Source organism: Bacillus sp. IS1 (genome assembly GCF_032461585.1).
Taxonomy (GTDB): domain Bacteria; phylum Bacillota; class Bacilli; order Bacillales; family Bacillaceae; genus Bacillus; species Bacillus velezensis.
In genome coordinates this window covers 16,501-37,736 of record NZ_JAWCWR010000012.1, presented here as the reverse complement: position 1 = coordinate 37,736, position 21,236 = coordinate 16,501, and the positions used below count along the sequence as shown (strand labels likewise).

Sequence of the window (21,236 nt, the reverse complement as noted above, 5' to 3'; positions counted from 1 at the left end):
GGCCGTCGGTTCCGATGCGGCGCCGGCAGGAGAGCATCTGAAGGCGAAAACGCCCCGCGTTTACGGGGCGATCGGGAGTGTACCGGTAGCGCCTCTGCGGTGGACTCTCCGCGGCTCATTGAAGCTGTGGGGGTAGCCGGATTCCGGAACCGGCCAGGGTAGGCTACGGGCCGCCCTGGCTGTTGAAGGTAAAAAAGAAGCTATCTTGATGACAGCTTCCTTCTAATACAGTATCTATTTTTTAAAAATTTTATTGTAATATTCAGTAACTGCAGTCTCCATAAGTTCTTTTTTGTATTTTTTTTCACCATTTTTTTTCGATTCCAATTTTAACTCATCCAGCATATCGTCCGTTTTTTTCGAAATCTTTGCAGTCACTATCACTTCATTATTTGCAGACATAAAACTTACCTTCCTTGTGGAGATTGACTTATCATTGTGTAAATCTTATCTTTCCACTACCTGTCTGTCAATACAAATAAACATTTCATAAGCGTCTAATTAAATAGGAGCAGCATATATGATATAACGCTCTGGTGCATCTCCTATGTATGAAAATGGATAACATGTCGTCAGTATCAATTCTTCTTCTTTATGCTGCAGAGTAATAACAGAAGTATCATCTTCATCAACAATTTTTGTATCTGTAATCTTGTATTCAAATTCCCCGTAAGACAAACTTAGTTTAAGAGTATCGCCATGCTTTAGCTCACCAGTGCGCCGAAAAACTGTATCCCGATGGCCCGAAAGAACAATTTGCCCATTCTCATTCGGATAGCTGCTGCCTTTATAATGACCAACGCCTTTACTCAGGTCTTCTGCTGCAGTACCTTCCACAATCGGTAGTTCAGCATCAATTTTGGGAATAGAGAGAATCCCAACCGTTTCGCCATTTTTCACTTGAAATGATTCGTTTTTTCCTTCTTGCTTATTGTTTTCAGCAGCTTTCTCTGTCTTGCTTTCTTTTATGATTTCTTTCGCTTCAACAAGAGATGTGTTTGTTTTCTGCTTGCTCGATATTATTTCTTTTCCGCCCCCAAACCAAGCTACCAACAGTCCTACAATTATCAAAAAAACAGGAAAAAGTTTAGACTTCATGTCTTAAAAAACCTCCGTATAAGAAAGAGACAGCCAACAGCTGTCTCTCTATGTCATCTTACTCACTATCAGATTGTGCCTTTTTACGCTTTAACAAATACCATGCGGCACCGATAATGATTAAGAAAAGGCCAATCATTACAGCTCGGTACTGATTAGGATTTCCAGTGTTCGGCAATGTGTTTTCTTTAACCGGCTGTTCTTCTTTGACAGTATTCTGAACCGGTTTAACAACAGTTTGCACTTTTTCTGTTTTCACGACAGGTGAAGCTTTTTCGAAAACTGGAGCTGCGGCAACAGCTTTTTTCTTATCAGCCACCATGTGTTTAATGATTTGGCCATTTTCTTTGATCTCAAAAGAAAATGTTTCCTCATTGATTAAATATCCTCTTGGCGCAAATGTCTCTTTATAAGAGTATTTGCCAAATGGTAAATTATCAAAACGAGCTATACCATCTTTATCTGTTTTCCCCTTGGCAACCTCTTCACCATTTTCATTAAAGATAGTAAATTCTGCCCCTTTTAAGCGAGTATTACCGTCTGCCACATCGGTTTTTGTAATTTCTAGCGAGCCGGTAATCATTTTGTTATCTGCTTGAATTTGCACAGTTTTTTTATTTTCTTTGACATCAAAATTAATTGGCTCAGTGTTTAAAACATAGCCATTAGGTGCGCTCTTTTCAACAAATGAATATGATCCATATTCTAAATTCTTAATCAGGATTTTTCCTTCTTTATCAGTTGTGTATTGGCCAATTGCTTTTCCTTTACTATTTAAGAGCTCGAAAACAGCACCTTCTAATGAATTCTTGCTATCAGTATCAATTTTTTTCAATTCAACATTTCCACGAATTTTTTTGTTTATGATGGAAAGTGTAGTTGTTTCATCTGCATTTACGGTAACTGTTTTGGGCTCTTGATCTAAAATGAAACCCTCAGCAGTTTTCGTTTCCACTGCGGTATAATTACCGATCGGCAATTTGGAAGCAGTAGCTTTACCGTTTTTATCTGTTTGAACTGAAGTTACTTTCTCACCACTTTGATTAAAAATGTCAAAGATGACTCCCGTTAACGGTGCATTGTCCTCTGTCACTTTTAATATTTGAAGGGCACCAGTTGTTTCCCATGAAGCAGAGACACCGACCTCAACATTCTTTTTAACCTCTTTTAAAGACACAATGTTCTGATAGGTCCCATCTGAATTGTATTGCATTGATACAAGCTTGTTCATTTCAGTATTAACAGTAACTTTGACTTTGTCTGTCGGAGTATTTTTTGGCAACTGGATTTTAAACTGCTCGTTTGCTGCAAATGTTGATTTTACTTTCCCATTTACATCTGTTACAACTGCTTTCTTTGGAGCACCAGACAGAGAAACAGTGTATGTACCTGTTGCAGAGCTTTTTACTGTATACGGCTCAGTTACGAGATAGTCTCCTTTCACAGATGCTTTCGCATTGTCCGGAGTTACTGTAACACTAACATTCTGTGTATCTTTTTCGATTGCAGCTTTATTTAAAAGGTGCTGAACCGCCTTTTCGATGCTATTGTCACTGTAGGTAAGATCGGATGCTTTCACCTCACCGATTGTAAGCCAAATTGCAATTTGCGTGGCATAATGAGCCTTGGCATTGCTGCTAACTCCTAATTCGCTCGCTGTAGCGTTTGGATATCCATATGACAGAACCCGATATACCTTGTCATTCATTTGTCCTGCAGATGGCATATCTACATGGTCAGGAGAGTGTTTTCCAGGCTCCAGGCAATAGGCAAATCTGGTTGGATCACTTACTGACTTGATTTGCTCGGTAGGCAGGTATCCGCCGATACTCTCGTCAAACGCCCATCCAGTAACTTTGGTATTAGGGTCTCCCGCAAATGAATCTGCAAAAGCTTTGTTCCCTGCAAACGAGAAGATTGAGCTCAAAGCAATCAAAAAAATACTAAGCAGCACCGATAGTTTCTTTATTGACATATACATTTCTCCTCTTTTTAAGATAAGTGGTTTTTGAAAAGAGGGAAAATTCTAACTCGTATCAATAAAAGAAACCGAAGTATTAAGTTGTCCGTATTTCAGAATCGATTTAATCACCTCCTTAAAGGATCATTTGATCCTTTAGAAACAACAACTTTTAAATTTCTCTACTTTTCTACTTTTCTACTTTATCATGTTTGTCTAATGAGAACAATCATGATTTTGTAGCTAATAGAGAGCTCTTCGGTTTCGATTAACGAACCAGATTAAAGTCAACTTCTCGATCATTTAACGCGTCACCACTCTTTCCTTCAATATGTCTAATGCGCAATTTGAATTTTGGGTTTTCGTTAAGTTCTGACTTTTTCATCAAGAACACTAAATATTTTGTGCCTGACTGTCCTGGCCGGAGGTCTCCTGAATCATACTCTAATGATCCTTGATTTAAATAATGTCGCTTGTCAGTGTCTAAAAAAGAGCTGAACTGTCCTAATGGCAGGGTGTCGCCTTGATTGTTTTTTATATGTAACTTAAAGGTAGCTGCAACAATATCCTCATTCCCAAAACCAGTAAAAGATTTTTTAAAACTAACTGAAGGATCTAACTTAGTAAATTGAAAGCCTTCCAGTGTCAATTCAACTTTATTTTCACTTTTCTTGTCAGCCAAACCGTCTTTGAGTTCTATCATGTTTTTTTCGGCAATACCTTTACGAATAATCTGATCCTCATAAAATTTTTTATCGCTCTTTTGTATTTCCAAAGAATCCCTAGACAGCGGGAGATCCCTTGTTTGCTTTTCACCGATATGCTCGCGGAACATAGAATCTTTTGAAGGAGGGGAAATCACTAGTTTTGTCTTTTCATTTTTAAACTCTTTGTATTCTGAAGCCGATAATTCATATTGAATAAAACCAGTCTTCGCTTCACCTTTTTCATAATAAGCTGGCGATCCAGGGGTTCCACTCTTACTAGGCTTGATTTTGTCACTATCTTTAACCAAATTTATATCTGGTTGCGTTGTATGATATTCATCTCTTCCCTGGAGAACAGGATTATTGAAGTATGCCTTTCCATCTGTTTGATTTTTTATAGTAGCTTGTAGCGTAATAACATATCCTTCTTTCCCTCCTTTAAAGCTGTATGGTGCATTCTTAGCGTTTTTGATATGAACGACTTGATATTGAGAAACACTAAAATTAAACCCATCAAAATTGATTTTGATTTTAGGATCAGCATTCTTATATACTGTTTCTACATCTCCCTCTACAGCTTCTTTAATAAAAGGATTGAATACATTAGATACATCGCGGCCATCGTTTTTTTGAAGATTAAAAGAGGCCTGGCTTTCCTCATTATCCTTTGTTGTTACAGATGCATTCTTCTTATTTGGTTGCTCCGAAGAAGAAGAATCATTTTGTCCTCCGCATGCGCCTAATAAAAGCACAGCAGAAAGGGCAGAAGCAACGCCTATTTTTTTCTTCATTTGTCTATTCCTCCTATGACAAGTCAAAATAAAAAGTTACTGATGAATGATCAGTAACTTTTATTTATTTGATAAGGTTAGTAGCAACAATTTGATTGGTGCGCATATTTTTTGAGTCAATTAGTAGAATACTCTTTATCTTTATAAATCTCTTCTTTTCACTGAAATTATTGACTCTCATCTTTTTTCACTATCTTGGTTACATAGACCTCCTTATCAATTATTACTTTATACCCTTTTTATACTAAATGTAAAAATTCAATGGGTCATCATCCCAAATTACCATTTTATTCTGACAAACACACTTGAAAATTGACGTTTTTTGTCGAAAAATGACTTTATTACCAAGACGATTTATCTAAACCTTCAAATCGAATGAATCTTTATTAGTCAAAGTGAAAGGATCAGATAATGAATACATAATCCATTAGACCTTACACACTCCCACAAGAGCGCTGTTGCTTATCAACTTAACACAAGATATTTTTCCAGCCGACAGCAGAGTGAAATATCATCTGCCGTAGACCTTTTTCAGGCTACCAGAGCATCCATAAACACGAGACGTTTTCGCCTTCAACACAGCTGTTCTTCCTGCAATTGCTGTATTGCTGTTGCCGACGCGGCGGATCTCTTTCAGCATCCAGGGTGACCCGTTGCTTGGTGCAGGCTACAAAAAGGCCGGCGCCTGGCCGGCCCGTTGCTTGACCAGGACACAAAAAAAGCCGGAACCTTGTCGCCTCCGCAGCCTCGATGAGCCGCAGAGATTTCATGACGCGGCGTTGCCGGTACAGCCCTGATCGCCCCGTAAACGTGGGGCGTTTTCTCCTTCAGACGTTCTCCTGCTGGCGCCGCATCGGAGCCGACGGCCGTGGATCTCCTTCAGCTGCAGCCAGGGCGGCCCGTTGCCTGCCCTAACCACAAAAAAGCCGGCGCCTGGTCGGCTCCGGAATCCGGCTGCCCCGCAGCTTCGATGAGCCGCAGAGATTTCATGGCACGGCGCTGCCGGTGCTTTCCCGATCGCCCCGTAAACGCGGGGCATTTTCACCTTCAGACGTTTTCCTGCTGGCGCCGTATCGGGACCGACGGCCGCACATCTCCTTCAGCTGCAGCCAGGGCATTCCGTCCTGGTCAGTACACAAAAAGCCGGCGCCTGGCCGGTTCCGGAATCCGGCTGCCCCGCAGCTTCAATGAGCCGCAGAGATTTCATGGCGCGGCGCTGCCGGTGCTTTCCCGATCGCCCCGTAAACGCGGGGCGTTTTCACCTTCAGACGTTTTCCTGCTGGCGCCGTATCGGGGCCGACGGCCGCACATCTCCTTCAGCTGCAGCCAGGGCATTCCGTCCTGGTCAGTACACAAAAAGCCGGCGCCTGGCCGGTTCCGGAATCCGGCTGCCCCGCAGCTTCAATGAGCCGCAGAGATTTCATGGCGCGGCGCTGCCGGTGCTTTCCCGATCGCCCCGTAAACGCGGGGCGTTTTCACCTTCAGACGTTTTCCTGCTGGCGCCGTATCGGGGCCGACGGCCGCACATCTCCTTCAGCTGCAGCCAGGGCGACCCGTTCTGACCAGACTACAAGCCGGCGCCTGGTCGGCTCCGTACCAGGACGAGAAGCAAACAGCAGCGGCTCAAATTCCGACCGTTTCAAAAATGAAACGGTTGAGCAGCTTCGATAAGCCGCGGAGATTTCACGGCGCGGCGCTGCCGGTACACTCCCGATCGCCCCGTAAACGCGGGGTGTTTTTGCCTTCAGATACTCTCCTGCTGGTGCCGTATCGGGGCCGACGGCCGCGAAACCCTCGCAGGCCGTCTATACTCATATTTTTGCTACTTCAGATGTACAAATAGATGATCATCCTTTACCTGGCTAATTCCACTCCATATAAAAAAGACCGGCATCTTCGGCTGGTCTCCTTGTTTTATTCATTCTCCTAGAAATACGTTCCTAAGTTGATCGCTGATTTTAAGCCTCATACCTGCTACTTCTGTTATTTGAACCTATACTTCTAAAGAGCAGAGAAGCTAGCAACGCTAAGATAAAATAAACTACAACGAATCCGCCCCAAAAGAAGATAGCCTGATCAAATGGAAAGCCAAACACTCTAAAGAGTATTCTGTGTACCACTCCGGCAATAACGACCAGAATACTTGCTGATAATGCAAAAACAATGTGTTTCAATTTAAACCTCTCCTTATGAAAGATTAATAACTCTGTCAGACCCATTGGCAATTTCTTGATCGTGAGTAACACAAATAATTGTTTTCCCCATATCTTTTAACTGATGGAATAAAGACAAGATAATGTTTTTGTTAGATTCGTCTAAGTTTCCTGTAGGTTCATCAGCCAGGATAATATCACAAGGCTTCAAAATAATTCTTGCGATGGCCACACGTTGCTGCTCTCCACCACTCAGCTGATAGATCTTTTTCTTTAAAAAGCTTTTATCAAGCCCAACCATTTCTAAAGCTTCTGTCAACTTTTCTTTCTTGAAATCTTTTGCATATGCCGTAGAAAGCAGTAAGTTTGTTAATACTGTTTCGTTGTCCATAAGCACGTAATTTTGAAAGATATACCCTAAGTTCTCTCTCCGTAGTTTCATCACGTCGTTAGATTTAGGGTTTCGAAAACCTAAAATTTCAATATCTCCTGAGTGTGGAGTATCAAGAAGGCCTATTATATTTAGAAGGGTTGTCTTTCCTGAACCACTCTTACCAACAATTGAAACAAATTCATTTTCTTTTATCTGAAGAGAGAAATTCGAAAGAACAGGTTTTTCATCAAACGTCTTTGCTATGTTGTTGAGTGTAATCATATTCTATCTCCTTTTAAGATCCTATTCATGTTTCTCCTGTTTAAATAGACACTCAGAAAATAAAGAATAAGCAGCTCGATTACAATAAACAGCGCGATGAAAATTGTTAATTCGAAGATTTTGTAATAAATACTGCATCCTAAACCTATAAGGCAATTGGTTAAAAGGGAAAAGATGATTAAATTTTTATTTCTGGCCCAATATGAATATCCAAAAAGCTCTTTAAGGTACAGCCGATATGCATTTGCGCTGTAATACGACCAAATATAAGCAACAAGAAAGGCTATGGAGAGGATAACTGTTATTGTTAGTCCAATTAAATTCTGCAAGAATTGATTCTGAATTCTTGCTATACCGTCGCTTAGTTCTTGATAAACCGAAATTGATGAATCAATTAGATCTCTCGTATTGGTCTTCTCCAAATAAGGAACTATGCGGTCATACGCCATGCCTTTTGAAGAATCTGAAAAGAATAAACTTGAGGTTGAGTAAGCCCCTATAACAGATGAATCAACGTTGTCCGTGAAAATTGCAGCTATTGGATCAACAATGTTATTTTTATTGCCGGCATCCCCAAACTCACTATTAAAGGTGAAATACTCCTGCCTATTTTTAGTATAAATGATGTTGATTTTCAATTCATCTTTTTTGAGGGTGTTTACAGGTTGATTAATCTCCTTGTTATACATATTATCTAATTCAACTTTTTTAAAGAAAAAGTGATCTCTGTATGCAGCTATTATTTTTTCTTTATATTTTTCATACTTTTGTGGAACAAGCAGGTTCAATGTATTTGAATCAGCCCTTAATTGCTTTTGGCTTATGGCTTCCCCATTAGCGCCGATAATGGGATTCACCTTTAAATAATTAGGGCTGATTGTAATGCTTCGTCCAGAAGGAGAGTAAATTTCATTTTTCTTTGTCGTATTTAAGGTGTAAAAATAAACAGGTTTTTTTCCATCTTTCCTTAGTACAGCATAGTTATGTGCATCAATGACGAACGCATTTTTATGCTTCTCTAATTGATGATACAACGCGCGAACTCTAACATTTTTCTCCCTGTCTAATTTTAAATCACTATAGTCTATCCCGGTATTTGCAAAGCTTGTCTTATAAGTGTTTTGGGTCTTTTTCCAGTACGATTGATTATCAAGCTGCTGTTTGAGATCGAATAAGTTAGAAAGTGAGGACGCAACAATATTGAAGAGCAATATCGTGACAACAATTTTAAAGCCTACAGATAACCATTGGAATTTTTTAATCGGTGTGCTGCCTTTGATCGAGCCACTAATGTCGCTGTTGTTATACAATACGAGGGTAACCATGATGGTGTATACCATCATGATAAGCGCACCAATCACCGCGTTTCTAATGTAAATTCTAAGATATGCAGCCAACCAGTCATTTAAACTGAAAGAAAAGGCTAGCAAAGCTACAATAATTGCGCCGCAAAATATGATTATAATTAGAGGCTTCAAAAACATTGCTGGGTAAGAAAGCAGTGTTTTAACTTTGGAATACCCCCATAACTTTTGCAGCAGAAGCCGTTTGCGATTTTTAATTACAAAATAAAGGACACCAATAAACAAAATCAGCATAGAGAGCAACACTAGCATAAGCAAAGTTTTGTTAAACATAAAAGCAGTATTCTCAGTGATGTCCTCATAACTTACTTCACCATAGTCAGCAAAAAGATTTTGTGCTTTTTCCAATACCTTATCATCCTTAGAGGAAATGTAAAATTTGCTTCCTATGCCTATATTCTTTATTTGATTGAAATCAAAATATCTGATTTTCCATGTCGAAAGCGGAAAAGTAATGCTGCCGATCATCTTCTGCTCTGAATGGCCTCTTAGAAAATTTGACACAAGTTTATTGCCGTTATGTATTGATGGTTCATTTTCAGGGTTTGTAGAATAGATGTTTAAGCTCTTTTCATCCAAGAAATTGTATTGAGAAATGTTCACTTTGTTTTCTTTGGAGAAGGCGACCAATCTCTTTACAAAGTCCTCACTTTTAAATCCTGAAGTATAATTGATTATCAATGCTTCTTTATTTGAGAATAAAGTGTAATAGATTTGTTTGTTAAGAGTGTAATGATAGCTTGACATATTCATTGAGAGCAAAACCAAAATGAACAATATGTAGATTGTTTTCTTCATTGGGCAGCCTCCATAAAAAGAAATCCGGTGCTGACTTGTATTCAAGTTTGACCACACCGGAAGAAAAATTTAAAAATCACTTTGCTATCGTTTTCTTTATTTTGTATCCCAAAAAGCCTTGTTTCCGAAAAGGGCTTCATATACAGAAGCGTAAGTATACCCTTGATTTTTTGTATTCCATTCAGTTTCATAGAATCTTGCTCCAGCCGCAGCACTCGATTTGTGAGTCTTTTTCTTATGATTGTAATTGGAATGAACTTGGCCTTTTTCGAAGCCATGATACCACGTACCACCGCCCGGTGTTGATTTATCAAGCTTCATGGCGCTCATTAAATCTCTTGTTTCGTCCAAATTAACTTCCCCGTGATTGACATCGTTCGACTGACTAGCAAAAGCAGCTTGTCCTCCTAGTAAACCTATACCTAATACAATTGAAGCAAGAACCTTCTTTTTCATTGAAATCTCTCCTTCCAATTAGGGTTTATTTGGTATTACAAATCAAAATTACCATATCGGGTAAGGATTCACAACTTAAATTTTGATATTCTTACAACATTCCTGTTTTTATTCGGAAAATGGACATAGTGGAACACAATAGGCTCATAATGTTTGTTATCTAATGCCGATAGAATGCTAGCTTGGTGTGTATTCTTTAATGGTGGAATTATAAATAACAGCTATCTTTTTTACTTTGATTAGTCTGTCTGAGGGGTTAGTACCAGAGGCCAGAAAAACCAAAAAAAATGCTTCCGATAAGACCAATTATCATAAGTGTTAACCCAACGCTATAAAGCCATTTTCTCATCGATTTTCTTCCTCCTTACTAACTTGACGGTCCAGTTAATGTATTTCAAAAAGAATTTGATAAACACCTTTATTAGATCAATTGATATCTGAAAAAGAATTACCCCGCCACCTAAGACGAAAAGGGCATTAAAAAATGAACGAGGAACAACAAAAAGTGCTGCGCCAACTGACATTATGCTTGTTGCAAAAAGCGATACCAAAATGCCAGCAATGAGTATGAAGGGACAAAGTGTAAAGAAAAAATTAAAGAAACTGATGCCTATCACTCGCATGAAGATGCGAAAGAAATGCTGTACTGAGTGATTGTTCTTAGAGTTTTGAATAATAGAGTCTGCTATAAGGGTTTTAGCTAGTGTTTGTGGGTTTCCTAGATGCGTGGAGATCTCGTATTCTGATTTTCCAGAAGACAGCCCAATAATAAATGCTTCTTCAATATCTTGCAATATTTCCTTTTGATCATCCTTTGGTAACTGTTTTATAGATGATCGGAGCCTTTTTAAATATTCGTTTTTTGACATTAATACTCTTCCTCCTCAAATATTTCATTCACTACACTGGAAAACTCTGACCATTCGGCGTGTAAGAGCTGATATTGACGCTCTCCTTCAGGCGTTATTTTATAATACTTCCTACTTGGGCCTTGGGATGATTCACCAATATAAGTGGATAAGAAGCCGCCATTAGTCAGTCTTTTCAGGACAGGATAGATTGTTTCACCTTTTACCGGAAATTTTTCGCTGAGACTCCTTATCAATTCGTAACCATATAAATCTTCTTTTCTTATCATTGCCAAGACACACAGTTCCATTACGCCTTTTCTAAGTTGGCTATTCATAATCAACCATCCTGTTTTCTTATTTATACTATAGTGTAAAACACACTAGTTATATATGCAACCATGTTTTAAAGGTAATTATAGATACGATCCTTCACCAATTTATACCACAGACGAGCAGACCGCGTGTAGAAGGCGAAAATCACTCTGCGTTTGGGGCTATCAGGCGTGCGCTGGCTGCGCCGCACCATGAAATCTCAGCGGCTCATCGAAGCTGCGAGGCAGCAGGATTGTGGAATCGGCTTGGCGCCGGCTTTTTATGTGTCCTGGGCAGATACGGGACGCCCTGGATGCGGCTGAAGGAGATCCCCGGCCGTCGGTGCCGATGCGGTGCCGGCAGGAGAGCTGAAGGCAAAACGCCCCGCGTTTATGGGGCGATCGGGAGAGCCATCAGCAGCGCGCCGCGCCGTGAACTCTCCGTGGCTCATCGAAGCTGCGGGGGCTGCCGGATTCCGGAGCCGACCAGGCGCCGGCTTTTTGTGTTCTGACCAGGACGGAATGCCCTGGCTGCAACTGAAGGAGATCCCCGGCCGTCGTTCTGATCGGCACCGGCAGAAAGAGCATCTGTAGGAGAAAACGCCCCGCGTTTACGGGGCGATCGGGAGAGCATCTGCAGCGCGCCGCGCCATGAAATCTCTGCGGCTCATCGAAGCTGCAGGGGCTGCCAGATTCCGGAGCCGACCAGGCGCTGGCTTTTTGTGTCCAGGGCAAGCTACGGGCCGCCCTGGCTGCAGCTGAAGGATATCCCTGGCCGTCGGTGCCGATGCGGCGCCAGCAGGAGAGCGTCTGAAGGCAAAACGCCCCGCGTTTACGGGGCGATCAGGGATGCACCGGCAGCGCCGCCTCATGAAATCTCTGCGGCTCATCGAAGCTGCGGGGCTGCCGGATTCCGGAGCCGACCAGGCGCTGGCTTTTTGTGTCCAGGGCAAGCTACGGGCCGCCCTGGCTGCAGCTGAAGGATATCCCTGGCCGTCGGTGCCGATGCGGCGCCGGCAGGAGAGCATCTGAAGTCGAAAACGTCCCGCGTTTACGGAGCGATCGGTAGTGTATCGGTAGCGCCTTCACCTTAAAATCTGCGCGGATCATAGAAGTTGCGGGGCAGGCGGGTCCGCAGGCAGCCAGATATCGGCCTTATTATGCCCCTGCGTCCAGACAACGGGACGCCCTGGCTACTGAAGGAGATCCGCGACTATCATCCTCGATACACCACTGCAAGAAGACCGGCTGCGCTGAGGGAGATAAACCCACCGCATTTTAACAGGCTTGGGCTTCCGGTATAATGAATCTTGTATATCCTTTACTTTGCCGCCCATACACATAGAACTAGACGTAAAATCATCTCATGACAATTGATATAAAAACAGATATATTCCGCATCATCATAAAACAACTTTATTCCCAAACCAAACAAAATAATGAATCATAAGTATTAGTAATATAGTCATTTTTAGGTTAAACCCACCTCTTCTGACATTCAAAATAGTAAGTTAGACGGGTTTATGATTGTTTATATTGCCATTAACATAAATAGGGTAAATAGTTACAGGAAGGAAGGATTTTCTCCATGAAAAGTAAAAAGATTTTTAAGTCATTAATCATTGTTTTTGCACTTTTAATTAGTGGCATTGGTTTTATGGGCTTCTCTTCTCCACAAAAAGCAGAAGCTAAAGACTGGTTGCATACTTATAAGAGTGGGTATTTCACTAACTATGTGATCTTTACACAGCACCCTAAATTCAACGCAAAAACAACAAAAAAATTCAGCTTGGAAGATGGTAGAATTAAGTCTAGCAGTAAAGGGAAAGGCACGTATAAAGTATACATCCAAAAACAAGTCAACAGCAAAGGCGCTTGGAAAACAATTAAAACCTTTAATGCAAAGAAAAATGGAGTAACTTATTTTGAAACACCTTGGTTAAAAAAAGGAGATTCATATAGATTTAAAATGGTCAATCAGGGTTCTAAAAAACGTGTGAATTATAACGCAAGCTGGATTGATTACGCTTCCCGCTAATTTGATTTTGCGGCTTATAAACCCTTTTTTAGCTACTGCAGCTGCAGTAGCTTTTTATTTGCCCTAATAACAGCCAACAGCTACGGATCTCCTTCATCGGACCCATGCATTCAGATGTCTGGCTTCCCCATAGTTAGGTCTGTTCTGGTATTATCTACTCGAGGAGGCAGTTTGAATGAATGACTTTGAGAGGAAAGTGTTCCGGATCATTTTTAACATGACTCACTTTGGGAAAAACCCCACCTTAGAAGAATTGAAGAGAAAAACTGGTAAAGATGAACGCGCTATACGAGAAGCAATTAAGAATCTCATGAGACAGCGTTTGCTGAAATGGGATAAGAAAAAGAACAGATGGATGTTTTGAGATTTTATAATAAAAATAAAACACCTTTTCCGAAGAAAAGGCGTAAGTTGTTCAAGTCAAAATCGATCAGACGCTACCTGGGTTGTATCTCGTGTTTGTTTCTCTACTAAGTTCATACCCAACCCACTTACAGGACGATGAAGACGCTCTTTTTTAGATTCATACAGGCACTCTCCTTCTTAGGTTTGATTACGATCAGACGAAACTTGATATGATCCATCTAATGAAACGGCCGATGCAGTTAGACCGATCCCTGACATTAATACGATAGTCGATACAATGATAAAGACGCCTCTTCTAAAATTCATACAGGCATTCTCCCCTTTGAATTTGTTTTTGCGTTAGAATCATTTTTTGATGATAAATATAAAATTTGTCATACGTAAAACCCTCCGAACATTCGTCGGAGGGAAAGGATCATGCAAATTCAGCTCTACCTTGGGTTTCAAACTGTCCATCGGCTAAAGCCGTATAATGTGTTCCCTGTATTGCATATTCGGCCCTGCCAGCCAACCGTTTCTCATCATGCTTATTATGAAATACAGAGAAAAATAAAGCCATAATTGAGATGAGAACTGCGACAGCCACTATTTTCTTCACATTAATTCCTCCGATACGCTGAGAATTTTGTTCTTCGCGTAGATCACCTTATCCAGATATAATACAGTATTCGCATAATCCTTGATTATGCGAAAATGTTCCGCGATATCTTGGCTCAATTCTTCAATATCTGTCCATAGCTGCTTTTCTTCAAGATATTTGAATGCTCTCTGAATAAGATCATCACGCTTTTGTGCCTCTAAGCCACCGTAAAGAGCATGGACAATATTAAATTTCGCCAAATACTCTGCTTCACCTTCTTTTTCAGCTTTCTTGATGCCCTTTACTAAAAGCTTTTGTGCCTCTTCTATTTTACCATTCTTATACAAGACAAAAGTCAATTCAAAATCAGTCCTTAACCCACGTTCAGTTTCATAATATTCTGGTATTTCAAGGACTTTTCGGAAATATTCTTCAGCTAAGTCACTTTTGTTTTGAAGCGCATAGCTTAACCCAATATTATGACAAGCCAATCCTCTTGAATAATTATCCTTTGTCAATTCAGCAAACTTCATGGCATTTGTATAATGGGCCTCTGCTTCATCAAATCGAAGAAGATCAAGCTTATTTGCTCCTAACATCATTTCACAACTTATGGTACTTGTACTATAGAGTTTATTGGCTTCGAACATATTTAAAGCGATCTCTGCATGATGCAGCGAAAACATATTCTGCTTGATTCTATAATAAGCAGCTGCCACTTTATAATGAAATTCTGCTTTTTCAATTTTCTCTTCTTCAGGAATTAGATCTAGCTTCAATTCTGCTCGTTTATAATATTGTATCGCTTGAATATAATTCTTCCTAGAAAATTCAAATTGTCCTTTAAAGAAATTAAAATAGTAGTCCAGCATTCCTTTGATACGAGACTGATTATTCTCAATTTCTGATAATAAATCTGAAAGGTTCGGCTGCTGATCAATTCTTAATTTTTCTAATGGTTCAAGGGATTCCAACATTAAGCGATGTCGAAACTCCATAAGTGAATAGTACAAAAGCAGATCTTGGTCTTCTTCCATTTGATCAAGTTTATTCTCAATTTCTTTCTTTAAATACTCTGAATCTGGAATACTAAAAGAACGAATATAACCATACCATTGATTTATAAGGTGTCCCACCTCTGAAGATGCCAGCGTTTTACTCACCAAATCGTTTTCCCTCCCTTATATGATACCCCCTAATATTTTATCATATTTCTATTTAATGGGTTTAAAAAATCAATAGAATATTCCCCTTTTTGGGTATTTTCTCAAGATTCAAATATCAAACAAATATTTAAGTGGCTCTCAATGAAAATTAACCGACCACCGGCTCCGTAGTACTGCCGGCATTGTATCGAGGCGATCGGTCGCGGAGCTCCTTCAGCAGCCTGCGATGGAGCCACAGCCAGTTCACTCATGATCACCCCCCGTAAACGCGGGGGTGTTTTGGCTTTCTGTGCAGAAGTTCTTCCTGCTGGCACCATATCAGGACCAACGGCAAGATATAAGTGAGAGAAAGATATCATTTGTTTATAATAAAAATGATTGAAGTTTTGCATAAATATCCTGGTAGAAGGGGCTGGTTTAAAATGAAAGAAGAAAATCAAATAAAAAATGAAACGCCGAGTCAAAGAAAAAGGAGAGAGATTAGAGAAAAACAACGGGCCAGAGCGAAGTCTCCTGAAGCTATAGAGAAAAAGATGAGATTTAGACAGGAAGAACTGAATTCGATGAATAATGTAAGACCAACACTTAGCACGAGTAGCGAAAAAGCAAGAAAAAGATTCGCACAAAAGGGTAAGTATACAACGGGTACTAGCAAGGAACAAAAAAAATGGGAACAAAAAAGAAAAGATAATTACAATCAACGAGTGTGGAAAGGGTGGAGGGATAAAGATGGTGATCAAGCTGCGCCTGTTACTACATACACTATAGAAGAATTAGAGAAAATAAAAAATAGTGATTCTAAAAATAATCTACGGAAGTCGTAGGAGCTGGTGCACTCCTGATTGGCTCCCTAAACTCAGAGCTTTTTCGCCTCAGCATGGACACTCTCATATCGGCTCCCCATCGGGGCTAACGGCCGCACAATTCCTTTGGCTGCAGCCAGGGCGGCCCGTTGCCTGCCCTGGCCACAAAAAAACCGGCACTTAGCCGGTTCCGGAATCCTGCTACCCGCAGTCTGCGATAGTCCGGGGAGAATTCATGGAAGAGGCGTAGCCGACGCATTCCTGATCGCTCCGTAGACACAGGGCGTTTCCTGCTAACTGTTTCGGCTTTATTACTGGCTGCTGCGCAGCCCTTAGTGAAAGATACAACCTTTACTAACAAACCAATTCAAGTAGCTGAAAAAGCAGTAACCATTTAACGATAAAAAGTAGACACGTCTACATGTCTACAAACAATCAAAAAGCAGCCGTCTTCCTGCGGCTGCTTTTTTGTTTATTATAAAAGCTATTTCAATTACGGCAACCTTTTTAACGCCCACACCATTCTATAAGGACCGAGATTGAATTATAAGCAAAGAAAAGATTAACTGCTAATAGAGTAATAATGCTGGCAGCAGCAGAATTACTGAGAATATTCGAATGGATATAAGCGCCCAAAGCTCTTAGATGACCTTCTTCTCTGTGATCATACCAAATCAGTAAGGGACCTCCTAAAAACACGCTCAGGCCAATAAAACCATTCAACTCCGCAAAAAATTTAATCATGTAATTCATGTTGAGAAATAACGTAAATACTAACCATAACCAGATGAAGAAAAGCGAAGTATTCAAAAGAATCCATTCAAAACGATTGCACCAGCTTTTTTTCTTAGACACGGTCTTGTTATCCCTAACGATTATTTCCATAAGAACCCCCCCGTTCCAGTTTTATGCAACACCATTCTTTTATTTTCTCGCTTGTTCAGATGCCTATAAGACTATCTCAATCACTGCTATTTCTTCACCGTTATACCTTGTCACAAAAGAAACTTCTTCTTCCGGAATTCCCACCCCTAACAAAAATGACTTAAAAGCGCGGCCGCCTTCCCCGCCGTAATTACTGGCTAATCCTCCGTCAATGAATATTTTGTAAGGAACAGTCTCCACATAAGTATGAAATCTTGCTTTATGGCCATTTCCGCCTTCTGCGCTGATGATCTTCCTGCCGGCGCCGCATCGGAGCCGACGGTCACAGGTTCTTTGCCAGGACACCCATTACCTGGCCACTGGTCATAAAAGCTGGAAACAGTGAAAAAACTGCTTCTCGCCAGATTTTTTTATTTGTAATCAACCTCTTTAAACTTATTCCCTTTTTGATCGGTCACGCTTAATTTATGATCTTCCTTATTATTTAGGCCAATCATGACATAAGGGTTTTTCTCATTTGTTTTATTTGATTCATTCTTTTGTACATCAACAGTTAATTTTATGTCTCCATTTGAATTTTTGACATGAGCAACATCAAGTCGCTTTTCCTTATCGCTGTTCCCTAAAGAAACCACTACCATCTGCATTCCTTCTGCTATGGTGAATTCTTTATATCCCCTAATGTCTTTATGCTCTTGAAGATATGAAACATACTCTTTAACATCGTGATCTTCATTAACTCTATTCTTTTCTAAAACCCAATACCCCACATTCGAACTGGCTTGAGAACTACATGCTGTTATTAAAAGTACCATTATCATGAAAAGGAACACGATTCCTCTGCGTACCATGCACTACCCCCTTTAGAGTAAATTAACTCATACCAACAATAAATCAGGTGGAAATTCCATACAAGGGTGTAACTACTTAATTTCTTGAAGCGGTCTCTGTTGAAAAATTTTTAGTGCTCACGATCCTTACTGTAATGCCAAATTTATTGGTTGTGTGGAGTGATGATAACATCAGTCACCTTGCGCTCCTTCAATATCGGGCAATCTCCCTGAAGCCAGAATTGGATTTCGCTCTCTGCCTATTCTCCAATCCCGGCATACGTATATAATCCTCGACCAATCTTTTTCAGTCTTGGATTCTTTCTCATCAAGCTTTCCATAAACATGGTCATGTTTTGAATTGGTTCACCGTGAATCCTTTCAACATACCTTTTTATGTCAACGCTTTTCACTTCTTTACCAATTTGAGAAGCAAGAAACTGTATCGCAAGTTTTCGCTGATCTATTTTTTTTACAACAGAATTTTCTGATCGGGCGGCGCTGACATGGGGAACGATAATTTCTCCACTTTTATATGCATCATTTATAAATTTTTCTTGTTTTGCTAACTCACGTAGGCATGGCAATGCATGCTTACCATTATCAAGTTCGCGGAGCCGTTTATAAATAGTGTCTCGCTCAGCCTGAAATTCACGTATAATTATATGCTCTCTCTCATTAAGCTGCTCCATTCGCATTTTCAATGCTGTTCTTTCATTAAACACTTCCATCCCCTCCTTTTACAGCTGGATAAAAGACATAACACCCTTTCCTTGGATTCAGTACCCTATAATCAATTTCGTTCATAACCGGAAAGATGTGAGTAATCTGGCTGGGGCCTGAACCAACGCAATCAATTAAGAGGGAATTTATCTTCTTTCTCGTGAATAATTCGTTAGGTGACGCCTTCAATACCTTAACTGTAGCCAAGGCTAATACCATGGTGTCCAGTTCAGGTGGGGGCGTTATGTTCTTTTTTAATCGTATTTTATGAGATTCATTAATTTCATTAACCATTCTTTTAATATCTAATTTTTGCTGTTCAGTTATTCTTCTCCTCCGGAAAAAACCAGCTTCAATGAGAGCTTCAGTCCAACTCCCAAAAGCAGACTCAATTCTTGTTATGCCTTCAATATCTTTCTTTTTTGGTGATCTACCGGTTTTCTCGTAAAATTCTTGGAGTCGCAAAATCGTTAGCTCTTTAAAAACGAGGTCATTTCGTAACATCCATTGTTCCTCCTGCTAATTACTTAGTCTAATTTTATTCCAAAAGTATTAAAAACCCAATGAAAAACGAAGAAAATTTTGGAATCCAAACAAAAAACGGCGCATTTTCCCGCCGTAAAAGTTTCTAACTATTCATATAGTGATTTATAGAGAAGTCGTATAAATCAAGATCTATATATGTAACTCCTTCTTCATTACTTATCTGCCTTAATTGAACTAAGACTCCAATAAATTCAGTTTTCTTTTTTTCTTTCCTCGCTACCTTGTATCTGAACCTTTTTAATTGTGTCATTACCTTTTCATCTCCAGGATAAAGGCGTAGTTTAATTGAGCCATTACCCTTTCCATACAAAAAGATGTATCCTTTATTCTCAATCATGTCGTATTCCAGTTTTGCTTTGAATATTCCAGCGGTGTAAAAGTATTTCCTTAGCTTTCCTTTCTTGCTATGTTCCAACAGGAGAGAATACTCTTTATAAGGGTAATATACATTCCCAATGATTCTTTCATATAGTTTCCTCATTAATGAAGGCTCTTGACTTCTTATATCCTTTAATTCATGAAATAAATCATCTACACCAAATAAATTCCTCTGATGCGGTTTATCTTTATTCGGCACCTGCTGACGAGGCTGTTTCTCCAATGATCTTGGTCTTTCTTCAGATTGGCTTTTTTCGCCTTCTTGGACAGATGAATTTTTCACCCTTTGAACAGCAAGGGGCGGCTTTACACCATACAGTAGCCCTTCCAAAGTACCCACTTCCCTCAATTCATCCTTTAGAGTTTTCTTCTGTCCATACGGGCAGCCCTCAACGTGATATACACCTGGAGATCTCCTGAAAAATGGTTTAGAATCCTCTTTCTTATTACCCTGTACGAAGATAACACTTTGCTCACAGTATTTACATACAGTTTTTACTTTTCTTAATTCCGGAGTAAAATCAACAGCTAATACTGGTTTGTAAACTTGTTCTTTTTCATCCCAATACTTAGCATCCGGCATTTCTCGACCTTGTAGAACTTCCACCGACTACACCAACTCCCAATAAACAAATTTCACGATCTGATTTTCCATTTTCTCCTTCTATCCTCAATCCTCTCTACGGTCCAGTAACCGTTGACTCACACCAAAATTGCTCGCTGCCCTATTTATTAGTCACCGGAGTAAGACAGTTCCAATGCTTTTCGTATGTATTCTTCCTCTGTGATTTCTCCATGAAACCGTCTTTCTAAAAGCTCTTCCTCTTCTTCCGTCAGCACTAAACCTTCAAAGCCAAGAGTTGCTCTCACGTGTCTCATAGCCGTTTCAAAATCAATCATTTGCCTCTACACCGCAGGTTCAATCGTCAATTTTGTTCCTTCAGGCAGAGACATTTTAAAGGTCTTCATAGCTTCCTCAGCTTCCTCAATCGTCTCGAATGTCTCCTCTCGTTTCTCTCTGTCTGGGTGTGTACTCGTGAACGTAATTTCCGTCCCTTCCAACTCGCCCACAATACGATATGCCATGTATTCTCCGCCTTTCCTTTTTGTATCCATTCTACCCGTTGACGGACAAGTCAGCCAATGTCATGCGGGGCCGAATGAAATCGCCCATTGCCTGCCATAAAACCCAAGAGGGCTGTTTTTTTAACTCTTTTGATCAGATCACAATTTGAAATTTTCAAGATCTTGATCAATTTCTTCTTCTGTTATTCCTATATATCTCAATGTCGTTTCTGGATTATTATGATTAAAGATACTTTGGAGTTTGGCTACATCCCTAAATTGCTTGTAATGCCAATAACCAAAGCTTTTTCTAAGGGTGTGAGTGCCCATTCCTTCTATTCCAGCCATGTCAGCAGCTCTCCGTAAGATTCGGTAAGCCTGAATTCTTGTAATATGTCCTCCCTTTTGAGATGGAAACATCCACTCATTCGGATACTTATCAATATAAGCAGCTACTTCATCGTATATTGCTGACAGGTTAATATTTCTTTTTTTCTTAGTTTTCCCTTCCTTTACAGGAAACTTCTTTCTCCTGCACTGAGACTGTTTCAACTGAACTAAATCACCGCCACGAAGACCACAGTTAATCCCAATCAAAAAATACATGTAGTCTCTTTCAGAACAAAATCTCTTCAAGGCCCACTTCATGTCTTCTATTTTTTCTAAACTGCGTATTGGCTGAACATCTTGTAACTGATTCATTGCAAATTCC

At 40.1% G+C, this 21,236-nt stretch carries 26 protein-coding genes; 4 read left to right on the top strand and 22 right to left on the bottom strand.

Translation table 11 applies throughout. From position 1 onward, the window contains the following. Positions 1-234 precede the first annotated feature (234 nt). The 5 genes from RUW00_RS22180 to RUW00_RS22160 form a co-directional block, all read right to left on the bottom strand. Positions 235-402: a hypothetical protein gene (locus RUW00_RS22180; RefSeq protein WP_315956797.1), complete on the bottom strand. Its 168-nt coding sequence runs from the start codon at positions 400-402 to the stop codon at positions 235-237. Between the two features lie 99 nt (positions 403-501). After that, complete coding sequence (locus RUW00_RS22175) at positions 502-1,098, bottom strand: class D sortase (RefSeq protein WP_315956796.1); 597 nt, start codon at positions 1,096-1,098, stop codon at positions 502-504. Between the two features lie 58 nt (positions 1,099-1,156). After that, complete coding sequence (locus RUW00_RS22170) at positions 1,157-3,073, bottom strand: SpaA isopeptide-forming pilin-related protein (RefSeq protein WP_315956795.1); 1,917 nt, start codon at positions 3,071-3,073, stop codon at positions 1,157-1,159. Positions 3,074-3,326: 253 nt separating this feature from the next. Next, positions 3,327-4,556: a DUF5068 domain-containing protein gene (locus RUW00_RS22165; RefSeq protein WP_315956794.1), complete on the bottom strand. Its 1,230-nt coding sequence runs from the start codon at positions 4,554-4,556 to the stop codon at positions 3,327-3,329. A 986-nt stretch (positions 4,557-5,542) separates the two neighbouring features. Then, a complete protein-coding gene (locus tag RUW00_RS22160; RefSeq protein WP_315956793.1) occupies positions 5,543-5,695 on the bottom strand; it encodes a hypothetical protein in 153 nt (50 codons plus the stop codon). A gap of 265 nt (positions 5,696-5,960) precedes the next feature. On the opposite strand from RUW00_RS22160, the gene RUW00_RS22155 reads away from it, so the two are divergent. Then, positions 5,961-6,227, top strand: a complete 267-nt coding sequence (locus RUW00_RS22155; protein WP_315956792.1) for a hypothetical protein — start codon at positions 5,961-5,963, stop codon at positions 6,225-6,227. A 287-nt stretch (positions 6,228-6,514) separates the two neighbouring features. On the opposite strand, the gene RUW00_RS22150 is transcribed toward RUW00_RS22155, so the two are convergent. The 6 genes from RUW00_RS22150 to RUW00_RS22125 form a co-directional block, all read right to left on the bottom strand. Next, a complete protein-coding gene (locus RUW00_RS22150) occupies positions 6,515-6,730 on the bottom strand; it encodes a bacteriocin-like WGxF protein (protein WP_121984796.1) in 216 nt (71 codons plus the stop codon). 13 nt (positions 6,731-6,743) lie between these two features. Continuing rightward, positions 6,744-7,364, bottom strand: coding sequence for an ATP-binding cassette domain-containing protein (locus RUW00_RS22145; RefSeq protein ID WP_121984795.1), 621 nt, complete (start codon positions 7,362-7,364; stop codon positions 6,744-6,746). After that, a complete protein-coding gene (locus RUW00_RS22140; protein ID WP_315956791.1) occupies positions 7,361-9,526 on the bottom strand; it encodes a DUF1430 domain-containing protein in 2,166 nt (721 codons plus the stop codon). Before RUW00_RS22140 ends, RUW00_RS22145 begins: the two co-directional genes overlap by 4 nt. Before the next feature lie 96 nt (positions 9,527-9,622). Then, the gene (locus RUW00_RS22135) at positions 9,623-9,982 is read right to left on the bottom strand and encodes a lactococcin 972 family bacteriocin (RefSeq protein ID WP_224988985.1); all 360 of its coding nucleotides are present in this window, start codon (positions 9,980-9,982) and stop codon (positions 9,623-9,625) included. A 329-nt stretch (positions 9,983-10,311) separates the two neighbouring features. Beyond that, positions 10,312-10,851: a DUF1700 domain-containing protein gene (locus tag RUW00_RS22130; RefSeq protein WP_121984792.1), complete on the bottom strand. Its 540-nt coding sequence runs from the start codon at positions 10,849-10,851 to the stop codon at positions 10,312-10,314. Continuing rightward, a complete protein-coding gene (locus RUW00_RS22125) occupies positions 10,851-11,168 on the bottom strand; it encodes a PadR family transcriptional regulator (protein WP_198698516.1) in 318 nt (105 codons plus the stop codon). Before RUW00_RS22125 ends, RUW00_RS22130 begins: the two co-directional genes overlap by 1 nt. 1,564 nt (positions 11,169-12,732) lie before the next feature. Between RUW00_RS22125 and RUW00_RS22120 the strand changes: the two genes are divergently transcribed. Further along, the gene (locus tag RUW00_RS22120) at positions 12,733-13,182 is read left to right on the top strand and encodes a hypothetical protein (RefSeq protein ID WP_121984834.1); all 450 of its coding nucleotides are present in this window, start codon (positions 12,733-12,735) and stop codon (positions 13,180-13,182) included. A 175-nt stretch (positions 13,183-13,357) separates the two neighbouring features. Continuing rightward, positions 13,358-13,546, top strand: a complete 189-nt coding sequence (locus RUW00_RS22115; RefSeq protein WP_121984833.1) for a hypothetical protein — start codon at positions 13,358-13,360, stop codon at positions 13,544-13,546. A gap of 179 nt (positions 13,547-13,725) precedes the next feature. On the opposite strand, the gene RUW00_RS22110 is transcribed toward RUW00_RS22115, so the two are convergent. From RUW00_RS22110 to RUW00_RS22100, 3 genes are all read right to left on the bottom strand, one after another. After that, the gene (locus tag RUW00_RS22110; protein WP_260665606.1) at positions 13,726-13,854 is read right to left on the bottom strand and encodes a hypothetical protein; all 129 of its coding nucleotides are present in this window, start codon (positions 13,852-13,854) and stop codon (positions 13,726-13,728) included. 109 nt (positions 13,855-13,963) lie between these two features. Further along, positions 13,964-14,146, bottom strand: coding sequence for a hypothetical protein (locus tag RUW00_RS22105; RefSeq protein ID WP_121984832.1), 183 nt, complete (start codon positions 14,144-14,146; stop codon positions 13,964-13,966). Then, on the bottom strand, positions 14,143-15,291 hold the full coding sequence (locus tag RUW00_RS22100; protein ID WP_224988996.1) for a response regulator aspartate phosphatase: 1,149 nt from the start codon (positions 15,289-15,291) through the stop codon (positions 14,143-14,145). Before RUW00_RS22100 ends, RUW00_RS22105 begins: the two co-directional genes overlap by 4 nt. A gap of 425 nt (positions 15,292-15,716) precedes the next feature. On the opposite strand from RUW00_RS22100, the gene RUW00_RS22095 reads away from it, so the two are divergent. Further along, positions 15,717-16,118, top strand: coding sequence for a hypothetical protein (locus RUW00_RS22095; protein ID WP_224988981.1), 402 nt, complete (start codon positions 15,717-15,719; stop codon positions 16,116-16,118). 486 nt (positions 16,119-16,604) lie between these two features. On the opposite strand, the gene RUW00_RS22090 is transcribed toward RUW00_RS22095, so the two are convergent. From RUW00_RS22090 to RUW00_RS22055, 8 genes are all read right to left on the bottom strand, one after another. Next, positions 16,605-16,982 carry a hypothetical protein gene (locus tag RUW00_RS22090; protein ID WP_315956790.1) on the bottom strand — a complete coding sequence of 126 codons (378 nt, stop codon included), beginning with the start codon at positions 16,980-16,982 and terminating at the stop codon, positions 16,605-16,607. A gap of 410 nt (positions 16,983-17,392) precedes the next feature. Further along, on the bottom strand, positions 17,393-17,833 hold the full coding sequence (locus RUW00_RS22085) for a hypothetical protein (protein ID WP_224988977.1): 441 nt from the start codon (positions 17,831-17,833) through the stop codon (positions 17,393-17,395). A 239-nt stretch (positions 17,834-18,072) separates the two neighbouring features. Then, complete coding sequence (locus RUW00_RS22080) at positions 18,073-18,537, bottom strand: Rok-like winged helix domain-containing protein (RefSeq protein WP_121984828.1); 465 nt, start codon at positions 18,535-18,537, stop codon at positions 18,073-18,075. After that, positions 18,530-19,039, bottom strand: coding sequence for a homing endonuclease associated repeat-containing protein (locus RUW00_RS22075; RefSeq protein ID WP_315956789.1), 510 nt, complete (start codon positions 19,037-19,039; stop codon positions 18,530-18,532). Before RUW00_RS22075 ends, RUW00_RS22080 begins: the two co-directional genes overlap by 8 nt. Positions 19,040-19,163: 124 nt before the next feature. Then, on the bottom strand, positions 19,164-20,066 hold the full coding sequence (locus RUW00_RS22070) for a hypothetical protein (RefSeq protein WP_205836069.1): 903 nt from the start codon (positions 20,064-20,066) through the stop codon (positions 19,164-19,166). Between the two features lie 125 nt (positions 20,067-20,191). Further along, on the bottom strand, positions 20,192-20,359 hold the full coding sequence (locus RUW00_RS22065) for a hypothetical protein (RefSeq protein ID WP_162988656.1): 168 nt from the start codon (positions 20,357-20,359) through the stop codon (positions 20,192-20,194). 6 nt (positions 20,360-20,365) lie between these two features. Then, the gene (locus RUW00_RS22060; RefSeq protein ID WP_238810539.1) at positions 20,366-20,545 is read right to left on the bottom strand and encodes a hypothetical protein; all 180 of its coding nucleotides are present in this window, start codon (positions 20,543-20,545) and stop codon (positions 20,366-20,368) included. Between the two features lie 138 nt (positions 20,546-20,683). Further along, the gene (locus RUW00_RS22055; RefSeq protein ID WP_224988970.1) at positions 20,684-21,226 is read right to left on the bottom strand and encodes a tyrosine-type recombinase/integrase; all 543 of its coding nucleotides are present in this window, start codon (positions 21,224-21,226) and stop codon (positions 20,684-20,686) included. Positions 21,227-21,236 lie beyond the last annotated feature (10 nt).

Bases quoted from the DNA above. Each gene is read 5' to 3' on its own strand.
- RUW00_RS22140 (WP_315956791.1), bottom strand. From the start codon at position 9,526: ATGAAGAAAACAATCTACATATTGTTCATTTTGGTTTTGCTCTCAATG.
- RUW00_RS22110 (WP_260665606.1), bottom strand. From the start codon at position 13,854: ATGAATTTTAGAAGAGGCGTCTTTATCATTGTATCGACTATCGTATTA.
- RUW00_RS22055 (WP_224988970.1), bottom strand. From the start codon at position 21,226: ATGAATCAGTTACAAGATGTTCAGCCAATACGCAGTTTAGAAAAAATA.
- RUW00_RS22155 (WP_315956792.1), top strand. From the start codon at position 5,961: ATGAGCCGCAGAGATTTCATGGCGCGGCGCTGCCGGTGCTTTCCCGAT.
- RUW00_RS22120 (WP_121984834.1), top strand. From the start codon at position 12,733: ATGAAAAGTAAAAAGATTTTTAAGTCATTAATCATTGTTTTTGCACTT.
- RUW00_RS22135 (WP_224988985.1), bottom strand. From the start codon at position 9,982: ATGAAAAAGAAGGTTCTTGCTTCAATTGTATTAGGTATAGGTTTACTA.
- RUW00_RS22170 (WP_315956795.1), bottom strand. From the start codon at position 3,073: ATGTCAATAAAGAAACTATCGGTGCTGCTTAGTATTTTTTTGATTGCT.
- RUW00_RS22175 (WP_315956796.1), bottom strand. From the start codon at position 1,098: ATGAAGTCTAAACTTTTTCCTGTTTTTTTGATAATTGTAGGACTGTTG.
- RUW00_RS22145 (WP_121984795.1), bottom strand. From the start codon at position 7,364: ATGATTACACTCAACAACATAGCAAAGACGTTTGATGAAAAACCTGTT.
- RUW00_RS22165 (WP_315956794.1), bottom strand. From the start codon at position 4,556: ATGAAGAAAAAAATAGGCGTTGCTTCTGCCCTTTCTGCTGTGCTTTTA.
- RUW00_RS22130 (WP_121984792.1), bottom strand. From the start codon at position 10,851: ATGTCAAAAAACGAATATTTAAAAAGGCTCCGATCATCTATAAAACAG.
- RUW00_RS22090 (WP_315956790.1), bottom strand. From the start codon at position 16,982: ATGGAAATAATCGTTAGGGATAACAAGACCGTGTCTAAGAAAAAAAGC.
- RUW00_RS22180 (WP_315956797.1), bottom strand. From the start codon at position 402: ATGTCTGCAAATAATGAAGTGATAGTGACTGCAAAGATTTCGAAAAAA.
- RUW00_RS22095 (WP_224988981.1), top strand. From the start codon at position 15,717: ATGAAAGAAGAAAATCAAATAAAAAATGAAACGCCGAGTCAAAGAAAA.
- RUW00_RS22060 (WP_238810539.1), bottom strand. From the start codon at position 20,545: ATGGCATATCGTATTGTGGGCGAGTTGGAAGGGACGGAAATTACGTTC.
- RUW00_RS22125 (WP_198698516.1), bottom strand. From the start codon at position 11,168: ATGAATAGCCAACTTAGAAAAGGCGTAATGGAACTGTGTGTCTTGGCA.
- RUW00_RS22085 (WP_224988977.1), bottom strand. From the start codon at position 17,833: ATGGTACGCAGAGGAATCGTGTTCCTTTTCATGATAATGGTACTTTTA.
- RUW00_RS22075 (WP_315956789.1), bottom strand. From the start codon at position 19,039: ATGTTACGAAATGACCTCGTTTTTAAAGAGCTAACGATTTTGCGACTC.
- RUW00_RS22115 (WP_121984833.1), top strand. From the start codon at position 13,358: ATGAATGACTTTGAGAGGAAAGTGTTCCGGATCATTTTTAACATGACT.
- RUW00_RS22065 (WP_162988656.1), bottom strand. From the start codon at position 20,359: ATGATTGATTTTGAAACGGCTATGAGACACGTGAGAGCAACTCTTGGC.